This window comes from Malaciobacter pacificus (assembly GCF_004214795.1).
Classification (GTDB): Bacteria; Campylobacterota; Campylobacteria; order Campylobacterales; family Arcobacteraceae; genus Malaciobacter_A; species Malaciobacter_A pacificus.
Genome location: NZ_CP035928.1, coordinates 982,563 through 1,007,858, shown reverse-complemented (window position 1 = coordinate 1,007,858; position 25,296 = coordinate 982,563). Strand labels below are relative to the sequence as shown.

Below are 25,296 nucleotides of genomic sequence, written 5' to 3'. Positions count from 1 at the left end.
CTTGAATTAACTAATAAGAGAGTATATAAAAACATATCTTAATTAGTTAAAATCCAAAGCCTAATAATCTAAAGGATACCTTTTTGGTAAGATTATATTATAGTTTTTAGATAAATTTTTATGTGTTTTAGAAAGTAATATAGAGTTTGCAAACATATCACCACAAAGAACTATATCTTTTGCTTTTGTATCCTTTGCAATTTCATCAGCATAATTATTAATAAAATCACTAAAACTTTCATAAAAAGAGTAAGCTAGTGTCATATTATCAACATCTGCCATTTTATATGACATCATAGATTGAACAGTTCTTCTATAATCTAAATAGTTAACTCCATCAATATTTACAAGTTTTGTATCAATTTGAAGCCCACTTTTAATTCCTGCACTTAAAGCTAAATCTTCAAACTCTTTTGCATCTTTTAGACCAATTACCTTTGCACACATATTAATAATTGATTCAAATCCATTTGTATCTTGTGATATTTCACCTCTTAAAAACTCTGGAAATTTCTTTTTATAATTGTTTATTAATCTTTCGCAGTGTTCATCAATCTCTTCTATCTCTTCAATACAGTTATTTAAATCATTGATAATATTTGGTATTTCAATAATTTTTTTCAGTCCTTTTGAAGGGATATTTATAGAGATATTACTATCATCACTTTTAAGTGAAAAGTAAACACCAATTGATGGAATTAATCTTTTAGCATTTTGTGCTAATATAGCTTTATAAACTCCTCCATTTGTATCAAAATACTCTTTTGAAGTATTAAACTTTTGTTTTGCTACATAATCAAACTTAGGGAAAAGACCTTTTTCACCTCTTATAATTAAATTATCATTATTAAAATATGTAACTTTGATTCCATCTTGGTAAACATCATCATTTACATATAAAAGATAATCAATTCCCTTTTGTTTTAAAGCTTGTGAGAAAAGAACTGTCTCTTTATCATCTGGAATTTTTGCATATACATAATTTGTTGATGAAATCTCTTTTTGAGCATTTTTAAGTAGTTTAATTTTTAACTTAACTAAGGGTCTTTCAATTGAGCATAAAAGTTGCATCTCTTTCATATTTATATCAAATAAATCATGAACTTTTGTTACATCTGTAATAAGTAGTTTTACTTCATAACCTTTTGATTCGAACTCTTCTCTAAGCTCTTTATTTGGCAAAAATAGATCTTTTAATCCATTATAAGTTTCAAATCTAGAAACTTCACCCTTTGATATTTTTAGAATATCATTTAAAAAATCAATATCATTATTCTCTATAATTTCCTTTATTGCATCATTTGTAAGTAGTGATAAATTTTGTTTAACATCATGAACTTCTAATTCTTCTATAGTTTCATCAATATCTTCAATTACATAAGATTTTCCAATAAATATAGAAACAGGTAATCTTGTCTCTAAAAACTTGAAAAAACCTTCAATCTTTTCGCCCTCTTCTTCAATTATTATTAAAATAAATCCATCATATTGTTTACAAACAGCATTAACTCCTGCTTGTGCTATTAAGGTCTCAATAATCTTTTTAAAATAAGAGTTTGTTGAGTTAAACTCAATCTTATAAACTAGTTTCATGTGTGAAATCTTCCTCATTTGGGATTCTGCTTAAATGACTTCCATTGTAACTACCAATCATACTTTTTACAATATCATCAACTGCAATATTATTTACTTTCTTAGCTTTTATACCTAAGCTTTCAATCTCTTTTATTCCATTTAAGGTAAACTCTTCAAATCTTTCTTCCATCTTAGGCGTTAATCCAATACCAACACTAATAATATCTTCTGGAATAATTCCTATAATTGTTACATTTGCGTGAGAGTCTAAAACAGAAACAATTTCAAGCATCTCTACTATTTCTACTTCATGAGCAGTTTTTCTATAATTACCAAGTCCTAATAAAACATCAGAAGGTAATCTATAAATTCCTCCTATTTCATCTTCAATAGACACAGTATCTAAAATAATAACATTATCATACTCTTGGAAATATGTCATTAGTTTAAACCCTAATGTCCCACCATCAATAACTTCAATATCACCTTCAAACTCATAGTTTTGTCTAATATATTCAGCGGCATAAATACCAATACCTTCATCTTTAAAAAGCATATTTCCTACACCAACAACTATATTTTTTTTCATTTTATAACTCCGTTGCTATCTATTTTTAAAGATTAAAACAGGAATTAATCCTGTTTTTTATCCTCTTCTTTCTCTTTTACAAATTTAGAACCACCAACAACTATAGCGATGTCTCCTTCTTGCCAGAAAATTGTTCTCCATACTTGATAGTAAATATGAAATATAACCCACATTAAAATTAAATACATACAGAAATGATGTACATATCTAACACCCATATTTCCACCAAATACATATAGTGTCCAGTCAGTAACTAAATGTAGCATAGCAGGCCACCAAGCACCAATTGAAGAGGTACCAGAAGCTAGTGCGTGTACATATAACTGTAAGCCTGTAAATAACATAAGTACTAATAGTAAGTGAAATACTGTAAAAAATACAGTATTAAAACTATCACTATGAGTTGAATCAAACTTCTTTCTTCTATTTAAAGTAATAAGATTTAAAAGAACTTCCCAAAACTCCACAAGGTTTTGCTTATTTGGAATTAACTTTTTATAAGGCTTTTCAAACCTTGAGAAGAAGTATAAATACCCAACTAAAATTGCAGTTACATCAAATATAATTGCAACAATAAAGTGCCACCATCTATTCCAAGCCATAACATACTTATCCACAGCAGGATCAGCAATAAAAGTTTGGTAATAAGGGTGACCTATATAAAGACCGGTTACAACTGCAATAATCATGCTTAACACTGTTACCCAGTGTATAATTCGCATGGTTACAGTCATTCTTTTAACCTTTTTTATTTTAGGCACGGCTAGTTCCTCCTATTGGATCTACTTTATAAACACCTAACTCTTTACCATTAGTATCGATAATATGAACAGCACAAGCAATACAAGGATCAAAACTATGAACAGTTCTTAAGATTTCTAATGGTTGATCAGGATTTGCTACTTTTGTACCAACTAATGATGCTTCATAAGCACCTAATCTTCCTTTATAATCTCTTGGTGCTGCGTTCCATGTTGATGGAACTACTGCTTGATAGTTTTCTACTTTACCATCTTTGATTTTTACCCAATGCCCTAAACCACCTCTTGGAGCTTCTGCCATACCAAAACCTTGAGCATCAGCAGCAACATTATCAAAGTCAAATTCAGTCCAAGTAGATAAATCTCCATGTGCAACATTTGATGCTAACTCATCAGTCCATTCCATCATAACATCAGCCATAAGTTCAGTTTCAATAGCTCTTGCTGCTGTTCTTCCTACTGTTGAAAATAAAACTTTTGTTGGTAAGTTACCATTTTTTAAGAATGTTGTTACATATTTAGAGATTCTTTCATCACCTTTAGCAACACCTACAATCATTCTAGCAAGTGGTCCTACTTCCATTCTTTCATCATCATATAAAGGTGATTTAATCCATGAGTATTTATTTTCTGTATCTAAGTAGGCAATATTCCCCTCTTTTTTACCAAAACCTGTATAATTAGGATTTGTTACACCATCATATGGGTGTAAATTTGTGTTACCTTCATACCAAGCGTGAGTAACATCTTCTGTAATCTTAGTTTGATCAACTTCATAAACTTTTGTTAAATCTTTATTTTTAACAATTCCTGATGGGAATAACTTTGAAGCTTCATAGAATGGTAAATCATCTAAATTAAAGTCTCCAAAAGACATGAAGTTTCCTAATCCTCCACCAATTCCTTCTAGTGCTTCATCAGCATACATAGTACCAGCCATGTAAACATCTGGTAAATATGCTTCTTTAATAAATTTTCTACTTCTTTTTAATAACTGTTTGAACTCTGCAATTCTTGCTGGGTTTTTAATATCTTGAACACAAGTTACTCCACCAACAACAAATGATTGTGGATGCGGGTTTTTACCACCAAAGATAGCCATCATTTTAGCCATATCCCTTTGTAATTCAAGTGCATCTAAATAGTGAGAAAGTGCAATTAAGTTTTGTTCAGGAGTTAATTTAAAGCCTTTACTTCCCCAATAAGCATTTCCAAAAATACCAAGTCTACCTTGTTTTACATATCTAGTTACTCTTTCTTGAACTTGTACATAAATATCTTCACTTGCATTCCAAGGTCTTTGATCTGAAACACCTGCCCATTTTTGAGCTTCAGCAACTGCAGCTTTTGGATCAGCTTTAAGTGCTTCAGTAATATCAACCCAGTCAAGTGCATGTAAGTGATAGAAGTGAACAACGTGGTCATGTAAATACAGTGCACCTTGGATTAAGTTTCTAACTAATCTTGCGTTTTTTGGAATAGTTACACCAAATGCATGTTCAACTGCTTCAATAGATCTTTGATAGTGAGTACCTGTACAAACACCACAAATTCTCATTGCAAGTAGTCCACAGTCTCTTGGGTCTCTTCCTTGTAAAATTGTCTCAATACCTCTAAACATAGTAGAAGAAGAGTATGCATCAGTTACAACATTGTTTTCATCTATGATTGCCTCAATTCTAAGATGTCCTTCAATTCTTGTAATTGGATCAATTACTAAGTGTTTTTTTGCCATTTTTATTCTTCTCCCTCATCTGATTTTTTTCCTGCAACTGCACTTGCAACTGCATGAACTCCAATACCAATTGTTGTTGCTGTTAATAATCCAAGTCCAAATTCATCAACAGTTTTCTCTACTCCACCAGTTGGCGCTTTAATATTTGCACTTGCCATTGGTCTTTCATATGCATATTTATCCCAGAAATCTGGTTCAGAACAACCAATACATCCTCTTCCAACTCCAATAGGCCAGTTAGCACCATCGTTATATCTAATAATAGAACAGTTATTAAATGTCATAGGACCTTTACAACCAACTTTATATAAACACCAGTTGTTTTTAGCACCTTCATCACCCCACTCTTCTACAAATTCACCAGCATCAAAGTGAGCACGTCTTTCACAGTTATCATGAATTCTATAACCAAATGCAAATTTAGGTCTTAATAATGAATCTAATTCAGGAATTTGACCAGTTAATACGTAATGTAATACAACACCTACCATATTTGCAGGGTTTGCAGGACATGCTGGAATATTAATAATTGGCTTACCTTTAACTAAATCCATAACTCCAACTGCACCAGTTGGATTTGGAGCAGCTGCAGGGATTCCTCCAAATGTTGCACAAGTACCAACAGCAACAACAGCAGCTGAATCTTTTGCAACTCTTTGTAAATGGTCATGGAAAGTTTCACCTGATGGTCCAATAGTTCCATAGTTTCCATTCATTCCCATAGGAATTGAACCTTCAACAAAAAGTAAATACTGTCCTTTAAAGTGTTCAATTGCATCTTCTAATTGATGTTCAGCATCATGACCAGCACCAGCCATTAAAGCATGGTGAAATTCTAAACTTAACACATCAAATAATAAATCATCAACTGTTGGCGCACTACTTCTTAATAATGCTTCTGTATTACCAGCACAGTCTTGTAGTTCTAGCCATATAACAGGAACTCTGTTCATTAGTTCTGTTGCTTCTGCTACTAATGGAGCAAACATTGGAGGTAACATAAGTGTAGCAGTTGTTGCACTAACCCACTTCATAAAATCTCTTCTATTTACACCTTCACTATCAATAACATCCATTAAGTCAATATCTTGTAAGGGTTCTTGTTTTCTTAATGTTGCTAATCTAGTTTTAGCCTTTTGAAATAAAGAGTTATAGTACTCTTCACCTTTATTCGTATCTACTCTTCCTGATTTTTGGGTAAAAACTTTTTTTACCATTTCAGATGAATCAATCATAAATCACACTCCTAAAAAAATGAATATTCATTTATATAAATTTAACTTAGCAATAGTAAACTTTACAAAGACTTAATATTTATTTATGATATGTAGCACCAAAATAGCATTGTAAGGTATGATAGAATAGTAAGTACGGTAATAATTAGGTTTTCTAAATTTTATTAATAAAAAAGAGATTTAAAGTTAACTTTTAACTTTTTTATGTGTTTGTTACAAAAGTAAACATTTTAATGTGTTGTACAAACAGAACAAACATCAAAACTTCGAAGAATAAGTTTTGAAATATCAATACTAGGGGCTCCAATAATTGCATTTTGTGCAACTCCAAATTTATTATTATACTTAGGTCCAAGATTCCAAACACTAGGAGTAATTATATTATATGAAAATATTTTACCTTCATTTATTGATACTTTGTGAAATAAAGAACCTCTAGTTGCTTCAATAGCACTCTCTCCATAAACACCATCAAGTTTTTTTAAATCAATTTTAGGTTCTAAAAATGACTCTTGAGAAATATCAATCTTTGATATAAGTTTTTTTGTTTCAATCAATAGTAAAGCTACTTCATTAATTCTTGCAAAGACTCTTGTATAAATAGAATCTTCATATTTTGTATAGATACTTCTTATAAACTTATTGTTTGATATCATAGCTCTTGATAAAGGTCCTGACTCATAAAATTCATCTTTATACAATACTGATTTAGCCCAAGTATGTTTATCTTCAGAGTTATCATCTTCAATTGTAAATGTATTTTTTTCACTCTCTACAATTTTTGTATAATCAATACCATTTATAAGTTTATTTTTAAATCTACCTTTTTTAAAAATTGTATTTTCCCCTAAACTTATAAATTGACTATATGATTTTCCATACTTAGTTAGCTCATACTTTAATGATAAATCACTAAAGTACTTTAAATCTCCTCTTAAATCCTCAATATTTTCATATTTTGAAAAAGATAAATATTTATCTATTGAAACTCCACTAATTGAATTTTCAAAAAACTTAATAGTACCATCTAAGTAATTACTCATAGTAGTTAATTCTAATAAAGTGGGGTCACTCATAACTCCCCCTGGAATCATATAAGAAGTATGAGGCCATTGACCTCCTATAATTGCCAAAGACTTTATAGTTTCACTTGCTACTTTTGTAGCTTCTAGCCATCTTTTACCTTTTATTGGTTCATAAATTCCTAAATCTTCTGTTTCAAGTTTAACAATATCAGGTAAAATAAACATATAAAACCATTTTATGTGTGAATCTATAATCTCAATATTTAAACCAATTTCTCTTAGAAGTTTGGCTTTTGGAGTAATTTCTAACTTCTCTCCAATATTCTCATATACATTTTCTAAAGCATCAACAGTTGCCTTAAGGTGAGCTTGTCCGCAAATCCCACAAATTCTTGGAGTGTAGATTAAAGCATCAAGTGGAGATTTATTTTCTAAAATATATTCAAATCCTCTAAAATTTAGAAAATCAATTCTAGCATCACTTATAAGTCCATTTTCCCAAGTACAATTAAGTTTTGCTTCACCTTCAATTCTTTCTACTATATCTACTGTTTTCAAATTTAATCCATTAGCTTTTTATTTAATCTATCTATTTTAAAAGTCTTTGCAACACCTGTGATTGAAAGGTATGCACGTTTTGGAATACCTAAAGGTACTTCAAAAGGAATTCCTATATTTTTTTTAGTATTTAACATATCATCTCTTGGGAAAGTTGGTTCTGTACAACCAACGCAAGGCATTCCAGCTCTAGTCTTACTACTAACATCATTCCATAATATTTTATTACAAGAGCCATGAGTCATAGGACCACGACATCCTTGGTCATAAAATAAACATCCCTCTTTTGTTCCAAATTCACCCTCTACTTTCCATTCAAAATACTCATTTCTTGTACAACCATGGTGAACTAAACTACTATATAACTCTTTTGGTCTTCCTTCATTATCTAATGCAATTCTTCCATAATCTTTTAACAAAAACATTGTTTGTAATAACCATTCAGGATGAACAGGACAACCTCCAAGATTGATAATTTGATGCTTTAATAAAGTTTTATCAAAATACTCTTTAACACTTTTAACTCCAACATGCTCTTTAAACATAGCATGAATCCCCCCAAATGAAGCACAAGAACCAACACTAATAACATAAGTTGCTTTTTTTATAAGTTTAGTTAAGTGATTATAAGTTGAATTATTTGAAATTTGGAAAAATTTCTTATTATTTGAAATAGAGCCTTCAACTAATAAAAAATCTATTTTTGAATTAGAGTTCAAAATGTCATCCAAGCTCTTATCAATAGTTAAACTTGGATGATATATAAGATTAAAGCTATCAAAAAAAAGCTCTAATCTATTTGAGTTAGCACTTAGTAATGAGTGAGTATTACCATTACAAGTAATTGCTTGAAACCATACGACTGTAGGCTTTTCTTTATTCTTCATACTTTAATGCTCGATAAATATTATCAGCAACAGCATCACTGTATTCTAATAAATCTTTATCTAATACTTTTTCACCTGAAAGAAATGCAAATCCACCTAAACATCCCATTATCATAGCAAATGCAGGGAAGAATTCTTGTTCTCTAAACTCTTTATTTTGAGCTCCAGTGTCTAGTAAAATCATAACTTCAGTCACAAACTCTCCAACACATAAAAATCCTTCACAACCTTGTTTAAATACTTCTCTATTTGATAAATAAACTCTTAGAAAATACTCAATTACTTCTGGAGATTTTTGCACATTTTCTAAATATTTATTTACAAAAATTGATACTTTTTCTTTTGAAGAAATTTCCATATTGTTAATTTCTCTAAGTTCTAAAGCTAAAATATTTGTTGAGTATTTTATAGCATATTTTGCTAACTCTTCTTTTGAAGAAAAATAGTTATACATATTTCCTACACTCATTTTCATAGCTTTTGCTATGTCTGGAATAGTAGTATTATAAAAACCTTTTTGTGAAAATAGTTTTAGTGCATTTTCAATTATACTGTTTTTTTTAGTCTCTTTTGTTCTAGAAATAACTTATCCTTAATAATTGATTTTTATAGGTAATGATAATCTATTTATAATTAATAAGTAATGAATTAAAAGGGTAAATATAATTAAGGGAAAAATAAAAAAGCTAAGAAGAGAACTTCTTAGCTTTTAAAATTGATAATTTAAATTATCTTGAAGTAACTAATGTAGTTAAGTGGTCAGTAGAAACTTGGTGGAAGTTTAAGTATTTGTAAACACCATCTTTGTTTTCTTCTGTAATTTTCTTAGGAACAATTGACATATACTCTTCTTTAGTTGGAAGTCTTCCAAGTAATGCTGATACTGCTGCCATTTCTGCTGAACCTAAGTAAACTTTAGAGTTTTTACCAAGTCTGTTATCGAAGTTTCTAGTACTTGTTGAGAATACAACTGAACCTTCAGATACTTGTGCTTGGTTACCCATACATAAAGAACATCCTGGGATTTCTAATCTTGCACCTGCTGCTGCAAAGATTGCATAGTAACCCTCTTCAGTTAATTGAGCTTCATCCATTTTTGTTGGTGGTGCAACCCATAATTTAGAAGGAACTTCACCCTCACCTTTTAATACCTCACCTAATGCTCTAAATAATCCAATGTTAGTCATACAAGAACCAACGAATACTTCATCAATTTTTGTAGGTCTATTATCATCAGCTAAGATGTTAGATAATGTATCAACATCATCTGGATCGTTTGGACAAGCTAAGATTGGTTCAGTAATAGTATTTAAGTCGATTTCGATAACCGCTTTGTACTCTGCATCTTCATCTGGTTGTAATAACTCAGGATTTGCTAACCATTCTTTCATTTTGTCAGCTCTTCTTTGAAGAGTTCTAGCATCTTCGTAACCCTCTTCAATCATTTTTTCAATTAAAGCGATGTTTGAAGATAAGTACTCAATGATTGGTTCTTTATCTAATTGAACAGAACAAGCTGCTGCTGATCTTTCTGCTGCTGAATCTGATAATTCGAATGCTTGCTCAACTTTAAGATCTGGTAAACCTTGGATCTCAATAATAGTTCCAGCAAATACGTTCTTTTTATTTTTCTTAGGAACAGTTAATAAACCATCCTGAATTGCTTGGTATGGAATAGCATTTACTAAATCTCTTAAAGTAATTCCTGGTTGCATTTCACCTTTGAATCTAACTAATACAGACTCTGGCATAGTTAATGGCATCATACCTGTAACACCAGCAAATGCAATAAGACCAGAACCAGCTGGGAATGAGATACCAATTGGGAATCTTGTATGTGAATCTCCACCAGTACCTACAGTATCAGGTAAACATAATCTATTTAACCATGAGTGAATAACACCGTCACCTGGCTTAAGTGTAACACCACCTCTTGAGTTGATGAAATCTGGTAAAGTATGTCTTAATTTAATATCTGCTGGTTTTGGGTAAGCAGCAGTGTGACAGAATGATTGCATAACCATATCAGCACCAAAAGATAATGCTGCAAGTTCTTTAATCTCATCTCTTGTCATTGGTCCAGTTGTATCTTGAGATCCAACAGTTGTAGCGATTGGCTCAACGTACATACCTGGTCTAACACCTTCAATACCACAAGCTCTACCAACCATTTTTTGTGCTTGAGAGAATCCTTTTCCGCTATCAGCTGGTTGTGCAGGTGCAATAAACATATCAGTTGCATCTAAACCTAAAGTTTCTCTAGCTTTTGCAGTTAAACCTTTACCAATAATTAAAGGAATTCTTCCCCCTGCTCTCATTTCATCAGTTAATGTATTTGGAGCTAATTTGAATTCAGAAACTACTTCTCCATTTTTAGTAATAACACCTTCGTAAGGCTTAACAATAATTTCATCACCAGTCTCTAAGTTATCAACTGGAGCTTCAATTGGTAAACATCCTGAATCTTCTGCAGTATTGAAGAAAATTGGAGCAATAATAGAACCAATTACAACACCACCTGTTCTTTTATTTGGAACACCTGGAATATCTCTACCCATGTGCCATTGAACAGAGTTAATACCTGACTTTCTAGAACTTCCAGTACCAACAACATCACCAACGTATGCTAATGGGTTACCTTTTTCTTTTAAAGAAGCCATAGTTTCTAATGGATTTTCCATTCTTGATTGTAACATCGCAGTTGCGTGTAATGGAATATCTGGTCTAGTAAATGCAACAGTTGCAGGAGATAAATCATCTGTATTTGTTTCACCAGGAATTTTGTAAACAGTTAATTTAATTTCTTCTTCTAATGCTGGCTTGTTAGTAAACCACTCAGCATTTGCCCAAGATTCAATTACTTCTTTAGCTTTTGCATTTCCAGCATCCATTAAATCTTTTACATCATTGAATGCATCATATACTAAGATAGTATTTTTTAATTGAGTAGCAGCGATTTCTGCAACTTCTTCAACTTTTAGTGCTTCAATTAATGGAGTAACATTAAATCCACCCATCATTGTTCCTAAAATTTCAACAGCCTCAGACTTAGAAATTACAGAACATGAAACATTTCCTTGAACAACGTCATTTAAAAATGCAGCTTTAACGTAAGCAGCGTCATCAACACCTGGGTTAACTTTATTTTTAAATAATTCTAAACAGTACTCTGCTTCCTCAACTGAATCAGCTTTTAATAATTCAACTAATTCAGCAGTTTGCTCAGCAGTTAAAGCTAATGGAGGTAATCCACCTTCATTAAGTCTTTCTTGTGTATGTGCTTTGTAATCAGCTAATAAACTCATATATTTATCTCCTCATCGATTTAAAAAGTTTAGACTGATTATATCATAAAGAAAAAAAATCGTATGTACAATTTCTGTAATCACTTGTACAAGTTTAAATTATGTAAATAAAAGTTACACAAATTTTAGAATTTAAGTTTTAATTAATTTAGATTCAAGGAATTCTATTACTTTATGGGTATTTGAGAACTTTAAGAAAGTTTTTAAAAGAGTTTTTTACTTAGAGTACATCAATGTAAAAAAATTATTCTTTTTTATTTTTTATTGTACAATTTTTGAACATTAGAAGCTTAAATATATTTATATATTATTAATAAATATATTTATATAATTTATTTTTTTAATAAGGAGTCAACTATAAAGAAACCTAACTAAAAAACAAAGATTTTAAAGTTTCATTTGGAAACACCTAAAGCTAAATTTTCATCAAATTTGGTTTTGTTCTTTAACATTACAAATATTGTTTTTAGAAGTTTATTTGCAACAGCAATAACAGCTTGTTTGAATTTTTTACCTTCTTCTCGTTTTTTAGAGAAATAGAGTTTAAATTTTTCACAAGAACGAATAGTACCAATTGCCATTTGCCAAATAGTTCTTCTAAGGTTTGCATTACCTCTTTTAGAGATTTTGCCCCTATAGTTGATTGAAGTACCACTTTGTCTAACTGATGGGTCAATTCCTATAAAAGCACATAGTTGCTTTACGGAATTAAACTTATCAACAGAGGATACTTCAACCATAAAGTTTTTAGAAGTTACTGCTCCAATTCCTGGTATTGATTGTACTATATCAATATCATTGTTTATATCAGTATCTTCTAAAGAGTTTTCCAACTCAGAATCTAGAATAGATAATTCATCTTGAATAGCTATTAATCTTCTAATTTTAGAAGTTAAAACCTTTTCAAGATATTTATCGGATACGGCGATAGAAGTTTTTGCTAAGGCTAATATATCCTTTGCAGTAATTTTAACTTTATTGCCACTTGTATCATCTAAGATTCGTTGGATGGTCTTTTCCCTTAAGTTCCTAATTGCTTTACGGCTAGGAGCTTTAAGGAGCAGATTTAAAATGCTCTTTGTAAATATATTTGTGTTCTTTAACAATTCAGGGAATAATTGCACTAAATTAGCTTTTATTTCAGTTTTTAATCTTGCTACATCTTTCGAGAGGTTTTCTCTTTCACGGATAAGCGGTCTAATATTTTCAATATTATTAGTACTAGCAAGATGTAAAGATTGATATGATTTTAAACTAAATAGAGCAATTGAAGCTGCATCTTTTTTATCATTCTTAGTTTTTCTAAGGGTAGTTGAACCAATAAAACTCTTTATGAGTATTGGATTAATCACTACACACTTAAAACTATTTTCTAATAAAAAAGATAATAGTGGTAAATGATAAATACCAGTTGCTTCCATTGCTATTAAAAGCTCTTCTTTAGGATATGTGGATAAATACTCTACTAAAGTATCAAATCCATCTCTATTCATTGTAAGCTTTACTTCTAGTTTAATTTCACCACTATTTTCAAGTAGTGTTAAATCAAAGCTATCTTTAGAAATATCTATTCCTATGAATTGTTTATACATCACAAATACCTTTACAAATGTTATTTTACATACAAACAGATAAGTAACCTTACTTTTATCCTATCTCCATAATGACAGAAGCTCGAAGCTTAATCAACCTATTGGGATTTGAAGTAAGTGATAGACTCCTTGGAGATTTAATAAAACTTCATTAAAAGTTCTATCATTGATCTAAAAAAAATGTGATCATCTTACTTATCTCTTTGTATGTAATTATACAAAATTTATTAGTAGGAAAACAAATGCTAATTGAAAAACTTCAAGAAAAACTTCATACTCAAATCCCATTAACAAAACTTATGGATATTAAAATAAAAGATTATAATGATGTTAATCTAATTACTACTGCACCATTAGAAATTAATATCAATGATAAAGGTACAGCTTTTGGCGGTAGCTTATCTACCATGACTATTATTTCTTCATGGAGTTTATGCTGGCTTATTACAAATGAGTTAGGATATGAAAATACAAATATTGTAGTAATAAAAAATGAAAACAGTTATAAAAGACCTGTAACAAAAGATTTAGAATGTTTTACATTAAAACCAACAAAAGAAGAGATTGTTCTTTTAAAAAAGAAATTAGATTCAAAAGGTAGTGCATCTATAAAAATAAAATCATATATTAAAGAAGAGAAAGAAGTATGTGTTGAGTTTGAAGGTTATTATGTAATTAAACTCATTTAGATATAATAAAAAAAATTTATAGGATAAAAAATGACAAACACAGAAAAACTTGAAAAACTTCTAAAAGAAGAGTTTATACCAGAATTAGATGAAGCATTATTAGAACTTGCTAATATTACTCAATCATGGAAAGCAACAAGCGAAGATAAAGAAGAGTTTGAAGATTTAAAGCAAATGAAAAAGTTCTTTGATAAAGTTATTGAAGACTTAAATGAAAATGCCATAAATGAAGATGAAGCAAAAGAGTTGATTAGTGCTATTGAAGAGATGAAACTAGATTAATTTTCACAAAGGATAAGTTATGAAGATGATTAAATATACTTTTATTCCATTAGCTTTAACACTATTTATAAATGGATGTACGCATAAAACTCCATATACAAATAGATCACAAATGATATTAATGTCACAAGAAGAAGAGTTAGCATTAGGTGAACAATCATATAAACAAGCCTTAGAAAAATCTGAAGTTATCACAGGGACTTATGATGCACAAAGGGTTAAAAATATTGGTTTTAAAATAGCACAAGCAGCAAATATTCCAAACTATAAATGGGAATTTAACTTAGTAAAAAATGATGCAGCAAATGCTTTTTGTTTACCAGGAGGAAAAGTTGTTGTATATACAGGTATTTTGAATATTGCAAAAAATGATGACCAATTAGCTACTGTTATAGCCCATGAAATAGCTCACGCACTAGCTAGACATGGAGCTGAGCGAATGAGTAGCGCAAAAATGCAACAAGGGGTTCAACTACTTGGAAATATTGTATTAGGTTCAACAGCACCTCAATATACAGATATATTTAATCAAGCTTATGGAGTTGGTACGCAACTTGGAGTTATGCTTCCTTATGGAAGGCTACAAGAGAATGAAGCTGATGAAATAGGAATATATCTTATGACAAAAGCTGGTTATAATCCATATGAAGCATTAAACTTTTGGAAGAATATGAGTAAAAACAAAAAAGAGAGTAGTGAGTTTTTTTCTACACACCCTAGTTCATCAACTAGAATTGAAAATATACAAAAAACTATAAATAAAATGAAACTAAATAATAATTCGACAAAAAGTATAATTGAAAAGAGTAAATCTGAAAGTTCTTTATTAGGTAAACAAGTATATTAAATAGAGATAAAACTTATCTCTATTTAATTAAGCTATATTTGTATAAACAGCTTGAACATCATCATCGTCTTCAAGCTTTTCTAATAACTTCCCAATCTCTTCTTGTTGCTCTTCGCTAAACTCTTGAGGATTATTTGGAATTCTTTTTAACTCTGCTTTTGTAAGTTCTATTCCCATATCTTCAAAGGCTTTGTTTAAAGTTCCAAAATCAGTATAATCAGCAGTTACAAGTACAATTCCATCTTCTTCTTCAATCTCTTCAAGTCCAGCATCAATTAATTCTAATTCTAACTCTTCGATATCCATATCTTCTGGTTTATTAAATTCAAAAATAGCTTTTCTATCAAAGAAGAATTCTAAAGAACCAGTTGGTACTACTTGACCACCATTTTTATTAAAATGCATTTTTACATTTGCTACTGTTCTTGTATTATTATCTGTTGCAGTTTCTACAAAAACTAAAACACCATGAGGTCCTTTACCTTCAAAGTTTACATCTGAATAGTTTGCAGCATCTTTACCTGTTGCTCTTTTAATTGCTGCATCAATATTTGTTTTTGGCATATTTTCAGCTTTTGCATTTAAGATTGCCGTTCTAAGTGCAGAGTTCATCTCAGGATCTCCACCTCCTGCTTTTGCTGCCATTTCAATAGCTTTTGCAAGTTTAGGGAAAACTCTAGACATTGCTCCCCATCTTTTCATTTTAGCGGCTTTTCTATACTCAAAGGCTCTACCCATATTAACTCCAATTAAATTTGTTTTTCTAAATATTTTGGGATTATAGCACTTTTGTAATAATAAATTTATTATAAGCGCCTAATTTAAAATTTGCTACTATTTTAATATGAAAAAAATTATACTTATTATTTTGATATTAAACTTTAATCTTTTCGCACTTGAGTTATCATCTAATCTAGTAAATAATGCAAATACTGTTTTATTAGAAATAGAAAAAGAGAATATAAAAGATGTCAAACTAACTTTTGATAAACAGAATATAAACTTTAATAAAAACCCTTTTAAAAAAAATAGCTTTTATGCTCTACTTCCAATATCTTATTATCAAGAATTAAAAGAGTATAGAATAATTATTTCTTATTTAGAAAATAACAAAAGAGTTTTTGTGGGTAAAGACTTAAAAGTAGTTGATGGAAACTATAAAAGTGAAGTTATAAATGTAAAACCTTCGAAATTTAAACCTCCAAAATCAAGAGTTGAGAGAACAAAAAAAGAGTATAGTGATGCAATGAAAGTTTATAATAGTAAGTCAGAAAAACTTTACTGGAGTGAAGATTTTATTTATCCTTTAAATTCAAAAATCACAAGTAATTTTGGCACAAAAAGAGTTTATAATGGGGAACTAAAATCTTATCATAGCGGTACGGACTTTAGAGCAAAAAACAATACTCCTATTATAGCTTCTAACAGCGGGATAGTTAGAATTGCTCAAGATAGATTTTATGCAGGAAATTCAATTATAATTGATCATGGACATGGAGTATACAGCTGTTATTTCCACTTAAACAAAATGAATTTTAAAGTTGGTGATTTTATAAAAAAAGGTGAAGTGTTAGGACTTAGCGGAAATACAGGAAGAAGCACAGGACCACACTTACATTTTGCTTTTAGAATACATGGAATTCAAGTAGATCCATTACAAGCTATTGAAGTACTAAACTCAATAAATAATTAATTCAACATTTTTTACACATTTTTTAAGTATAATTTTTATTATTTCTAAAAGGACAAATTTGAAAAATTTAATTTTTGTACTATTTTTAACACTTTCTTCTTTCGCAGATGAGACATTTGATGACTTTACAAATGAATTTGATAATGAGCTTAAAAGGCAAGAAACAAAAGTAGTTTTTGACCCACTAAGTGGTTACAACAGAGTAATGACAAACTTTAATGATAAAGTTTATGAAAATGTATTAAATCCTGTTGCAACAGGCTATTCAAATACAGTAAATGAGAATGTAAGAATTGGTATATCAAATTTCTTTAATAATTTACTTTTTCCTGTTAGATTTGTAAATAATCTTCTACAGTTTAAATTTGAAAATTCAGCTGAAGAGTTAGGAAGATTTTTAGTAAATACACTATGGGGATTTGCAGGAATTTTAGATCCAGCTAAAGATGATTTAGGATGGGTTAGCCATGATGAAGATTTTGGACAAACTTTAGGATATTGGGGTGTTGGTGAAGGCTTTCATGTAGTTTTACCATTTTTAGGGCCTTCAAATCTTAGAGATATGTTTGGACTTGTTGCAGATGGATATGTTAATCCTTTAACAACTACAGCTTCAAATGAAGTATCATATAAAATACCAAACAACACATATGAGCAACTAGGAATAAAAACTGTTGATGTTGTAAATGGCACATCTTTAAGATTAGGACAATATGAAGCTATTAAAAAAGATGCTTTAGATTTATACCCATTCTTACGAGATATTTATACACAATCAAGAAATAAACAAATAGAGGAATAAAATGAAAAACTTATTTAAACTTTTTTTAGTTATGTCTTTGGCAATTAGTAGTGCTTATGCATTAAAAAAAGATGAAATCCAGTCTGTAATGACTCAAAAAATTGATGGAGTACTTTTAGTTTTAGAGAAAAAAGATTTAACTACTCAACAAAAAGCTGATGAAATAATCACAATTATGGATGAAGTTTTTGATTACAACTTAATGGCTATGATTTCTCTTGGTAAAGAGACTTGGACATCAATTACAAAAGAACAAAGGGCTGAGTTTACAAAAGTATTTGAAGATAAACTAAAAAAATCATATATTGAAAAACTTGAATTATATACGGACCAAAAAGTTAAAATTATTGGACTTGAAGAGTATAAAGGAAGTAGACAACAACTAAAAACTGAACTTTTAGGTAAAGATAAAACTTATCAAATTAACTATAACTTTTATAATAAAAAAGGTGATTGGTTAATTTATGATGTTGATTTAGTTGGAGTTAGTATAATACAAACATATAGACAACAATTTGCTGGTTTATTAGATAAAAAAACTTTTGATGAAATGCTAAATATGTTAAAAGATTCTTTAAAAGAAGAAGCTAAAAAATAGTAATGATAAAAAAGTTTTATGACAAATTAATATTAAAATATCCCCTTGCAATTCTTATCATACTTTTAAGTTTAATAGGAATACTAGGGTATTTTGCTACGAAATTAGAAATTGATGCTTCTTCTGAAACATTATTAGTAGAAGATGACAAAGACCTAAAGTTCTACAGAGAAGTAAACAAAACATATAAAAACCCCAACTTTTTAATTGTAGCATTTAGTCCTAAACAAGGCGAATTACTTGATGAGAAGAATCTTAATATAATTGAAAATATTAGTAAAGATTTTTTATCTTTAGATGTAGTTGAAAATGTTACTTCAATTTTAAATGTACCATTGCTTCAATCTCCAATTAAACCTATTTCTGAGCTAGTTTCTGGAATTGATACACTACAAACAAAACAAAATCCAAACAAAGATTTAATCAAAAATGAGTTTTTAACTTCTCCTTTATATAAAAATGCACTTGTTAGTGAAGATTTAAAAACTACAGCTATTGTGTTAAGTTTAAAAGAAGAGAGAAAATATTACGAACTTTTAGAAAAAAGAAATTTATTATTAAAAAAACAAAAAAACAATAGTGCCACAAATGATGATTTAAAAGAACTTGAATTAATTCAAAAAGAGTTTAAAAAATATAGAGATTACTTAAGAGAAAAAGAGAGTAAAGATATCGAAAATATTAGAAATATAATCTCTAAATACTCTAATGACTCAAAAATATTTTTAGGTGGAGTTAGTATGATTGCCAATGATGTAATTGGCTTTGTAAAAAATGACTTAAAAATATATGGTTCTACATTAGTATTTATTCTTATTTTTATTTTATGGTTTATATTTAGACATATTAGATGGATTGTAATACCGATTAGTATTTGTATTTTATCAGTAATTTCAACAACTGGTCTTTTAGGATTATTTGGGTGGGAAGTTACTGTAATATCATCTAATTTCATATCATTACAATTAATTATAACAATATCAATAATACTGCACTTAATAGTTAGATATAGAGAATTAAACGTAAAATATAAACATGCTAGCCAATATAAGCTAGTAATCAATACAATTTTATCTAAGTTCAATCCATCATTTTTTGCTGTAGTTACTACTATTACTGGTTTTGCTTCACTTGTTTTATCAAGTATTGAACCAGTTAAAAACCTTGGACTTATGATGAGTGCTGGTATTGCTATTTCACTAATAATAGCTTTTTTAGTTTTTCCAGTTTTATTAATTTTAATGAAAAGAAAAGATGAACATGATAATAAAACATCTAACTTCTCTTTAATTGATAAATGTATTAAAATTGTAGAAAATTCTAAAAGAGCAATTATAATTGCAAGTATAATTGTAGTGGCCTTTTCACTAACTGGTGCTTCAAAATTAATAGTTGAAAATAGCTTTATTAATTACTTTAAAAAATCTACAGATATTTATAAAGGGATGGAAGTAATTGATGAGCAATTAGGTGGGACTACTCCTTTAGATATAATAGTAAAATTTAAATCTATTGAGAAAAAAGTCGAAGAAAAACCTGAGCAAAATGATGCTTTTGATATGTTTGATTCCTTTGATAACGAGTTTGAAGCAAATGCTAATGATGAACAATACTGGTTTACAAAAGATAAAATGGATACTATTACAGCCATACATGACTATCTTGAAACTCTTCCTCAAATTGGAAAAGTAAACTCATTGGCAACTCTTTTGAAAATTGGTAAAATATTAAATGATGGGAAAGAGTTAGACGGTATAACTTTAGCTTTACTATATAACGAAATTCCAAGTGAATACAAAGACTTGATTTTATCTCCATATATAAATATTGAGAAAAATGAAGCAAGAATTAGTATGAGAATTATTGATTCAAATCCTGAACTAAGAAGAAATGAACTTTTAAACAAAATTAAATATGATGTTGAACAAATAATAGAAGATAAAGATACTACATTTAGACTTTCAAATCTAATGGTTTTATATAATAATATGCTTCAATCTCTTTTTGATTCACAAATCAAAACTTTAGGTTTTGTTTTAATTATACTATTAATTATGTTTTTAATTTTATTTAGGTCAGTAAAAGTAGCCCTAATTGCATTAGCAACTAATATTGTACCAATATCAGCTATATTTGGTATAATGGGATGGTTAAATATTCCACTAGATATTATGACTATTACAATTGCAGCAATTTCTATTGGTATTGGAGTTGATGATACAATTCACTATATCCATAGATATAAAGAAGAATTCAAAGTTGACCATAATTATGTTAACTCAATGAGAAGAGCTCATAAAAGTATAGGTTTTGCAATGTATTATACATCTATTGTAATTATGTTAGGTTTCTCTATTTTAATTTTATCAAATCTAATTCCTACAATCTATTTTGGTCTATTAACAGTTGTAGTTATGGCTTCACTTTTAACATCAGCTCTACTTCTATTACCAAGACTAATGATTATATTTAAACCCTATGAAAAATTAAAGGTAGAAAAATGAATGTAGCTATTTATTGTGGTTCAGCATTTGGAAGAAGTTCAATATATGAACAAGAGACTAAAAAACTTGCTTTAAAATTAGTTGAGAACTCTATGAATATAGTTTATGGAGGTTCTACTCAAGGATTAATGGGAGTAATTTCAAATGAATCTTTAAAACTAAAAAATAGTGTTACAGGTGTAATAACATATGATTTAGTAGATAAAGAGATTGAAAATAAAGCTATTAATAAGATTTATAAAGTAAATACTATTAATGAAAGAAAAGAGAAGATGGAAGAGCTTGCAGATGCATTTATTACTCTTCCTGGTGGGTTTGGTACATTAGAAGAGATTTCTGAAGTTATATCTTTTGCGCAACTAGGTTATCACAAAAAGCCATGTGCATTTTTAAATATAAATGGTTATTATGATAACTTTATCAAATTTTTAGAAAATGCTGTATATGAAGGTTTTATTGCAAAAAGATTTATTGAAATGCTAATTGTTAGTGATGATATTGATGAAATTATAAAAAGAATAAAAAATTATGAAGCTCCAACTTCAAAATGGAAGAAAGAAAAGTAAAGCGGTTTACTAACTATTAACTTTTTATTAAATAAATGTTAATTACCATTGTTTATAATTGTATTACAAGTTAATTAATTAACTTAACCACGATGTTAAGATTTTTGAATTTAACTCTCTCCTACTACTAAAATACAAGTTAAAAAAGGGAAGCCTAGGCTTTCCTTTTTTTATGTCTGCATAAATTAGTTTCTGTATAATTCATCTATGAAAAAATATATATTATTTGATAATGATGGTGTTTTAGTTGAAACAGAACCATTATATTATGAAGCAAGCAAAAGAGCACTAAAAGAGTTTTTTAATGTTAACTTACAATTTGAAGATTATATGAAAATTATGACCGATGGAAATGGAGTTTGGGTAGCTGCACCAAATGCTTCATATGAAGAGGTAATAATTGCAAGAAATCAAAGGGATGTTTATTATCAAGAGTACTTAAAAAAAGAGGATATTGCAATAAGTGGTGTTCATGAAATATTAGATGAATTAAAACAAACCTATAAAATGGGTATAGTTACAACTTCAAGAAGAGTAGATTTTGAGATTATACATAATAATAGAGGAATAACAGACTTTATGGAGTTTGTTTTATGTGTTGAAGATTACCCACGAGCTAAACCATTCCCTGATCCATATTTAAAAGGATTAGAGCTATTTAAAGCAAAAAAAGAAGAAACAATAGTAGTTGAAGATTCACAAAGAGGTTTAATATCAGCAAATAAAGCCAAAATAGATTGCGTAATAGTTCATAATAAATTTACACAAACTCAAGATTTTTCAACAGCAAAATATAAAATTGATAGTTTAAAAAAACTAATAGATATTTTATAATATCTATTAGTTTTCAATAGCAATTTTAATATATTGTTCTAAACTCTCTTTTGATGTATTTCCCACAAATTTTTTTATGAATTCACCATCTTTAGAAAATAGAAATTTCTCAGGAATTTTTTGAATATCACCTAAGTCTTTTGCTAGTACAAAATTCTCTTCTCCAATTGTCACAGGATAAGGAATATTATACTTATTTATAAATTCTAAAACCTCTTCTAGAGGTTTATCTTTTTCAAATAAAACAGATACTATTTCAAAGTCATCTTTATATTTTTCTCTTAATTCTTTAAAAACTGGTATATCTTCAATACAAGGTGGACACCATGTTGCAAAGACATCAATTAGTACAGCTTTTTTACCTTTATAGTCATTAAAATTAAAACCTTCTGGTGTACTTTGAAATTCAATAATTTTTGCATCAACAGTTGTTAAGGCATAATCAACTGGCTCAAATGGTTTTTCTTCTACAACTTCTGTTTTAGCAACTAAACTTTCATCAAAACTACTTTTATTATCACATGCTGTGAATAAAAGCATAATACTTAATAATCCAACTAATGTTTTTATCATTCTTATTCCATAATTGTCAATTTTTTTAAAAGATCTTTCGCTTCATCTTCATCAAAAAAAATATTCATAGAAAGTTCTTGATTAACTCTCTTTAAAAACTTTAATTTCTCATGTTTTAAAAGATCTTCATCTTTTTTATATCTAAGATTTATCTCTTTCATCTTTTCAATATAATAATCTTCTATTTCGCTTTTCTTAATAGCTGGGCTTTTTTTATTTGCTGCAATTTTTGCTTTAATAAAAAATGCAACAACTATACCAACAACTAATAATATAATTAATAAAAATTCCATTACTTACTATTTACTTCTTGCTATTGCTTTTGCTTCATTTGCAATTTCATGTGCTTTTCTAGCCATTTCTAAAGCTTCTGCAACAGCTTTATTGTTTTCTTCTTCTGTTTGTAATCTTTCGATTCTTTCTAATACATTTCTATAGTCAATATGTCCTATAGTTTCCAATACTCCATCTGATTCAATTATATATTTAATATAAGATAAATCTTTCCAGTTTTCAGTTAATTTATTATCTAAGTGAGATTTATAATCTGCACCAATATCAGTTTTATTTGCAACAAAAGATAAATCTAAATCTATATCATTTCTCTTTGCAAACATTGTTTTAGATAATAGTTTTAAATGATTTTTAACTTCAAGTTTCGAAATATATCCATATACATTCTGTTTTTCATCATTTTCTAATAAATAATCCAGTATTTCTTTAGAGATTAATCCCTCGCCACTTGTAAATAGACTTCTTAACTTCTCATTACAGTTTGAATAAATATTTGAAGCTTTATTTTTATCTAAACCTCTTATAAATTTAAATAAATCAAGATTATAACCATAACTAAATTTATCAATTTGTTTTTGTAATGGATTTATAATTATACTCGGATTTGAAGTAGTATTTGCATAATTTACTATTTCATTAACATGTTTTATATCATTTTCATCAAATAAAGCATTTGTGTAATATTCTTCAATCTCTTTTAATAAATTGATATCTAAAAGTGACTTAGATTTTTCCTCATAAAAAGATGTCAACTCATCAATTTTATATTTTTTAGAGTTTTGTGCCATCAATGCATATTGTGATGCAATTTGTTGGTATCTATTTATCTTTTCACTTATATCTAAATTTTTTAATAAAGCTAATTCTTGCTTTAAAATATCATTTTTTGATGCATTAATACTTTGCGCAACTTTTATACCTCTTTTTGGTAATTCAGTAACTAACTTTGTTAATTTTGTATCATAATCATTAATATCTTTTGTATCTTGAATATTAGAAACTAATTTTACAGCACTGGAAATTTTTATTGATCTTCTAATTAAAAATATGATTATCAAAATAATTGATAAAACAACAAGTAATGCTATTAAAAAGCCATTTGTATCTTGCTCGTATATTTTTAATAAATCATAGTTTGATTCTTTTACTAGAGCAAAAAAAGATTTAATATTTTCTAAAAAAGACATTGTGGGGTTCCTTTATGCGTAACTTATATTTATATAATATATTATAATAATATTTCTTAATACTTTAGTACAGCAAAATGCTGTACTACTTTTATTATTTATATGCTTCAGATATATACAAGTTTTCTAAAGCATCAGCAGATAAACTTCTTAACCTTTTACCATTTATAAATATAGTTGGTGTACCTCTAACTTGAAGTTTTTGAGCATCAACTAGATCTAAATTAATTCTTTTTTTGATTTCAGGATTTTGCATATCTTTTTGTAATTTAACTAAATCTAAACCTTCAACCTCTTCTAAAAAGCCCATTAAAAGTTCTGGTTTTTCATTATTATGCTGTGCCCATAAAGGCTGTTTAGAATATACAACATCTAATACTTCTAAGTATTTATTTTGCTCTCTAGCAGCTTCAATAATACGAATAGCATACTCTGAGTTTTTGTGATTAGCTAAATATCTAATAACTAACTTTATATCTTTATAATACTCTTTATAAAAATCTTTAATAATACCATTAAATAATGCACAAGATTCACATTCTGGATCTATATATTCTACAACATAAATACCTTTTTCATTGTCACCAAATGATGGGCTATACTCTCTTATAAAAGGGTCTTTTTTATAATCTATTGAAGCTGTAACTTCTTGAACTTTCTTTTCTTCTTTATTTTTGAATGCATAACCACCACCAACAAATAAAGCAATTAAAACAATAAGTGTAATTGCAACTAAACTTTTATTTTTCATCTAAATACTTTCCTTTTTTCAAAATAATTAAAAATATAAATAACATACAAAATGATACTAAAGATAAAAATGGAATTGTAATAAAACCTAATAAATCTATATATCTAGTAGAACAAGGAACTCCTTGAACACACGGAGTCAAATCATCAGTAATAATTCCAAACATTAGTAAATTATGATAAATAGCCATTATAAGACCTCCTAAAACAAGAGGAAATGCATACTTAAATAATTTATTATCTGGATATAAAAGATTCACTAGAAATATTAAAACTAAAGGATACATAAATATTCTTTGGTACCAACACATAGAACAAGGAACAAAATTCATGATTTCTGAGAAGAAAAGACTACCAAGCGTAGCAATACTTGATACAAGAAAAGATAAAAAAACTAAAACTGAACCCAAAACAA

At 28.6% G+C, this 25,296-nt stretch carries 25 protein-coding genes; 9 read left to right on the top strand and 16 right to left on the bottom strand.

What is annotated here, in order from left to right:
* Positions 1 to 60: 60 nt before the first annotated feature.
* From APAC_RS05165 to APAC_RS05120, 10 genes are all read right to left on the bottom strand, one after another.
* Positions 61 to 1,593 carry a Kae1-like domain-containing protein gene (locus tag APAC_RS05165; RefSeq protein ID WP_130233104.1) on the bottom strand — a complete coding sequence of 511 codons (1,533 nt, stop codon included), beginning with the start codon at positions 1,591 to 1,593 and terminating at the stop codon, positions 61 to 63.
* Positions 1,577 to 2,164 carry a HyaD/HybD family hydrogenase maturation endopeptidase gene (locus APAC_RS05160; RefSeq protein WP_130233103.1) on the bottom strand — a complete coding sequence of 196 codons (588 nt, stop codon included), beginning with the start codon at positions 2,162 to 2,164 and terminating at the stop codon, positions 1,577 to 1,579. The genes APAC_RS05165 and APAC_RS05160 overlap by 17 nt, the downstream gene beginning before the upstream one ends.
* Positions 2,165 to 2,208: 44 nt before the next feature.
* Positions 2,209 to 2,898: a cytochrome b/b6 domain-containing protein gene (locus APAC_RS05155; protein WP_130233102.1), complete on the bottom strand. Its 690-nt coding sequence runs from the start codon at positions 2,896 to 2,898 to the stop codon at positions 2,209 to 2,211.
* Positions 2,899 to 2,917: 19 nt separating this feature from the next.
* Complete coding sequence (locus tag APAC_RS05150) at positions 2,918 to 4,660, bottom strand: nickel-dependent hydrogenase large subunit (protein ID WP_130233101.1); 1,743 nt, start codon at positions 4,658 to 4,660, stop codon at positions 2,918 to 2,920.
* Between the two features lie 2 nt (positions 4,661 to 4,662).
* A complete protein-coding gene (locus APAC_RS05145; RefSeq protein WP_130233100.1) occupies positions 4,663 to 5,895 on the bottom strand; it encodes a hydrogenase small subunit in 1,233 nt (410 codons plus the stop codon).
* Positions 5,896 to 6,125: 230 nt separating this feature from the next.
* Entirely contained in the window at positions 6,126 to 7,478 is a 1,353-nt protein-coding gene (locus APAC_RS05140; RefSeq protein ID WP_130233099.1) for a nickel-dependent hydrogenase large subunit, read from the bottom strand.
* Between the two features lie 2 nt (positions 7,479 to 7,480).
* The gene (locus tag APAC_RS05135) at positions 7,481 to 8,365 is read right to left on the bottom strand and encodes an NADH-quinone oxidoreductase subunit B family protein (protein ID WP_130233098.1); all 885 of its coding nucleotides are present in this window, start codon (positions 8,363 to 8,365) and stop codon (positions 7,481 to 7,483) included.
* Positions 8,355 to 8,912 carry a TetR family transcriptional regulator gene (locus APAC_RS05130; protein ID WP_130233097.1) on the bottom strand — a complete coding sequence of 186 codons (558 nt, stop codon included), beginning with the start codon at positions 8,910 to 8,912 and terminating at the stop codon, positions 8,355 to 8,357. The genes APAC_RS05135 and APAC_RS05130 overlap by 11 nt, the downstream gene beginning before the upstream one ends.
* A 181-nt stretch (positions 8,913 to 9,093) precedes the next feature.
* A complete protein-coding gene (locus APAC_RS05125; protein WP_130233096.1) occupies positions 9,094 to 11,670 on the bottom strand; it encodes a bifunctional aconitate hydratase 2/2-methylisocitrate dehydratase in 2,577 nt (858 codons plus the stop codon).
* 395 nt (positions 11,671 to 12,065) lie between these two features.
* Positions 12,066 to 13,262 carry an IS110 family RNA-guided transposase gene (locus APAC_RS05120; RefSeq protein ID WP_130232234.1) on the bottom strand — a complete coding sequence of 399 codons (1,197 nt, stop codon included), beginning with the start codon at positions 13,260 to 13,262 and terminating at the stop codon, positions 12,066 to 12,068.
* A 242-nt stretch (positions 13,263 to 13,504) separates the two neighbouring features.
* Between APAC_RS05120 and APAC_RS05115 the strand changes: the two genes are divergently transcribed.
* The 3 genes from APAC_RS05115 to APAC_RS05105 are packed head-to-tail and all read left to right on the top strand — an operon-like array spanning position 13,505 to position 15,080.
* The gene (locus APAC_RS05115) at positions 13,505 to 13,951 is read left to right on the top strand and encodes a YiiD C-terminal domain-containing protein (RefSeq protein WP_130233095.1); all 447 of its coding nucleotides are present in this window, start codon (positions 13,505 to 13,507) and stop codon (positions 13,949 to 13,951) included.
* A gap of 30 nt (positions 13,952 to 13,981) precedes the next feature.
* Positions 13,982 to 14,233 (top strand): hypothetical protein, encoded by a 252-nt coding sequence (locus APAC_RS05110; protein WP_130233094.1) that lies wholly within the window; start codon positions 13,982 to 13,984, stop codon positions 14,231 to 14,233.
* Positions 14,234 to 14,252: 19 nt separating this feature from the next.
* On the top strand, positions 14,253 to 15,080 hold the full coding sequence (locus tag APAC_RS05105) for a M48 family metallopeptidase (protein WP_228255950.1): 828 nt from the start codon (positions 14,253 to 14,255) through the stop codon (positions 15,078 to 15,080).
* A 27-nt stretch (positions 15,081 to 15,107) separates the two neighbouring features.
* Here the strand turns inward: APAC_RS05105 and APAC_RS05100 are convergent, their stop codons facing one another.
* On the bottom strand, positions 15,108 to 15,818 hold the full coding sequence (locus tag APAC_RS05100) for a YebC/PmpR family DNA-binding transcriptional regulator (protein WP_130233093.1): 711 nt from the start codon (positions 15,816 to 15,818) through the stop codon (positions 15,108 to 15,110).
* Positions 15,819 to 15,924: 106 nt separating this feature from the next.
* Here APAC_RS05100 and pgp3 point away from each other — a divergent pair, with 106 nt between their 5' ends.
* From pgp3 to APAC_RS05070, 6 genes are all read left to right on the top strand, one after another.
* The gene (gene pgp3 / locus APAC_RS05095; RefSeq protein ID WP_130233092.1) at positions 15,925 to 16,773 is read left to right on the top strand and encodes a peptidoglycan metallopeptidase Pgp3; all 849 of its coding nucleotides are present in this window, start codon (positions 15,925 to 15,927) and stop codon (positions 16,771 to 16,773) included.
* 58 nt (positions 16,774 to 16,831) lie between these two features.
* The gene (locus APAC_RS05090; RefSeq protein ID WP_130233091.1) at positions 16,832 to 17,575 is read left to right on the top strand and encodes an MlaA family lipoprotein; all 744 of its coding nucleotides are present in this window, start codon (positions 16,832 to 16,834) and stop codon (positions 17,573 to 17,575) included.
* Between the two features lies 1 nt (position 17,576).
* Positions 17,577 to 18,173 (top strand): Tgt2/MlaC family protein, encoded by a 597-nt coding sequence (locus APAC_RS05085; protein WP_130233090.1) that lies wholly within the window; start codon positions 17,577 to 17,579, stop codon positions 18,171 to 18,173.
* 2 nt (positions 18,174 to 18,175) lie between these two features.
* The gene (locus tag APAC_RS05080; protein WP_130233089.1) at positions 18,176 to 20,677 is read left to right on the top strand and encodes an efflux RND transporter permease subunit; all 2,502 of its coding nucleotides are present in this window, start codon (positions 18,176 to 18,178) and stop codon (positions 20,675 to 20,677) included.
* Positions 20,674 to 21,243: an LOG family protein gene (locus tag APAC_RS05075; protein ID WP_130233088.1), complete on the top strand. Its 570-nt coding sequence runs from the start codon at positions 20,674 to 20,676 to the stop codon at positions 21,241 to 21,243. Before APAC_RS05080 ends, APAC_RS05075 begins: the two co-directional genes overlap by 4 nt.
* Positions 21,244 to 21,450: 207 nt before the next feature.
* Positions 21,451 to 22,077 (top strand): HAD family hydrolase, encoded by a 627-nt coding sequence (locus APAC_RS05070; RefSeq protein WP_130233087.1) that lies wholly within the window; start codon positions 21,451 to 21,453, stop codon positions 22,075 to 22,077.
* 6 nt (positions 22,078 to 22,083) lie between these two features.
* Here APAC_RS05070 and APAC_RS05065 read toward each other — a convergent pair whose 3' ends face one another.
* The 5 genes from APAC_RS05065 to APAC_RS05045 all read right to left on the bottom strand — a co-directional run bounded on the left by APAC_RS05065 (position 22,084) and on the right by APAC_RS05045 (position 25,291).
* Positions 22,084 to 22,650 carry a TlpA family protein disulfide reductase gene (locus APAC_RS05065; protein ID WP_130233086.1) on the bottom strand — a complete coding sequence of 189 codons (567 nt, stop codon included), beginning with the start codon at positions 22,648 to 22,650 and terminating at the stop codon, positions 22,084 to 22,086.
* A 2-nt stretch (positions 22,651 to 22,652) separates the two neighbouring features.
* Positions 22,653 to 22,943 carry a hypothetical protein gene (locus APAC_RS05060; RefSeq protein WP_130233085.1) on the bottom strand — a complete coding sequence of 97 codons (291 nt, stop codon included), beginning with the start codon at positions 22,941 to 22,943 and terminating at the stop codon, positions 22,653 to 22,655.
* Positions 22,944 to 22,949: 6 nt separating this feature from the next.
* The gene (locus APAC_RS05055; RefSeq protein ID WP_130233084.1) at positions 22,950 to 24,131 is read right to left on the bottom strand and encodes a hypothetical protein; all 1,182 of its coding nucleotides are present in this window, start codon (positions 24,129 to 24,131) and stop codon (positions 22,950 to 22,952) included.
* A gap of 94 nt (positions 24,132 to 24,225) precedes the next feature.
* Positions 24,226 to 24,882, bottom strand: coding sequence for a DsbA family protein (locus tag APAC_RS05050; RefSeq protein ID WP_130233083.1), 657 nt, complete (start codon positions 24,880 to 24,882; stop codon positions 24,226 to 24,228).
* Entirely contained in the window at positions 24,872 to 25,291 is a 420-nt protein-coding gene (locus APAC_RS05045) for a disulfide bond formation protein B (protein WP_228255949.1), read from the bottom strand. Before APAC_RS05045 ends, APAC_RS05050 begins: the two co-directional genes overlap by 11 nt.
* Between the last annotated feature and the right edge of the window lie 5 nt (positions 25,292 to 25,296).

Coding starts and splice junctions, on each gene's coding strand:
- APAC_RS05165 (WP_130233104.1), bottom strand. CDS start 1,593: ATGAAACTAGTTTATAAGATTGAGTTTAACTCAACAAACTCTTATTTT.
- APAC_RS05160 (WP_130233103.1), bottom strand. CDS start 2,164: ATGAAAAAAAATATAGTTGTTGGTGTAGGAAATATGCTTTTTAAAGAT.
- APAC_RS05155 (WP_130233102.1), bottom strand. CDS start 2,898: ATGACTGTAACCATGCGAATTATACACTGGGTAACAGTGTTAAGCATG.
- APAC_RS05150 (WP_130233101.1), bottom strand. CDS start 4,660: ATGGCAAAAAAACACTTAGTAATTGATCCAATTACAAGAATTGAAGGA.
- APAC_RS05145 (WP_130233100.1), bottom strand. CDS start 5,895: ATGATTGATTCATCTGAAATGGTAAAAAAAGTTTTTACCCAAAAATCA.
- APAC_RS05135 (WP_130233098.1), bottom strand. CDS start 8,365: ATGAAGAATAAAGAAAAGCCTACAGTCGTATGGTTTCAAGCAATTACT.
- APAC_RS05125 (WP_130233096.1), bottom strand. CDS start 11,670: ATGAGTTTATTAGCTGATTACAAAGCACATACACAAGAAAGACTTAAT.
- APAC_RS05120 (WP_130232234.1), bottom strand. CDS start 13,262: ATGTATAAACAATTCATAGGAATAGATATTTCTAAAGATAGCTTTGAT.
- APAC_RS05115 (WP_130233095.1), top strand. CDS start 13,505: ATGCTAATTGAAAAACTTCAAGAAAAACTTCATACTCAAATCCCATTA.
- APAC_RS05110 (WP_130233094.1), top strand. CDS start 13,982: ATGACAAACACAGAAAAACTTGAAAAACTTCTAAAAGAAGAGTTTATA.
- APAC_RS05105 (WP_228255950.1), top strand. CDS start 14,253: ATGAAGATGATTAAATATACTTTTATTCCATTAGCTTTAACACTATTT.
- APAC_RS05100 (WP_130233093.1), bottom strand. CDS start 15,818: ATGGGTAGAGCCTTTGAGTATAGAAAAGCCGCTAAAATGAAAAGATGG.
- pgp3 (WP_130233092.1), top strand. CDS start 15,925: ATGAAAAAAATTATACTTATTATTTTGATATTAAACTTTAATCTTTTC.
- APAC_RS05085 (WP_130233090.1), top strand. CDS start 17,577: ATGAAAAACTTATTTAAACTTTTTTTAGTTATGTCTTTGGCAATTAGT.
- APAC_RS05080 (WP_130233089.1), top strand. CDS start 18,176: ATGATAAAAAAGTTTTATGACAAATTAATATTAAAATATCCCCTTGCA.
- APAC_RS05075 (WP_130233088.1), top strand. CDS start 20,674: ATGAATGTAGCTATTTATTGTGGTTCAGCATTTGGAAGAAGTTCAATA.
- APAC_RS05070 (WP_130233087.1), top strand. CDS start 21,451: ATGAAAAAATATATATTATTTGATAATGATGGTGTTTTAGTTGAAACA.
- APAC_RS05065 (WP_130233086.1), bottom strand. CDS start 22,650: ATGATAAAAACATTAGTTGGATTATTAAGTATTATGCTTTTATTCACA.
- APAC_RS05060 (WP_130233085.1), bottom strand. CDS start 22,943: ATGGAATTTTTATTAATTATATTATTAGTTGTTGGTATAGTTGTTGCA.
- APAC_RS05055 (WP_130233084.1), bottom strand. CDS start 24,131: ATGTCTTTTTTAGAAAATATTAAATCTTTTTTTGCTCTAGTAAAAGAA.
- APAC_RS05050 (WP_130233083.1), bottom strand. CDS start 24,882: ATGAAAAATAAAAGTTTAGTTGCAATTACACTTATTGTTTTAATTGCT.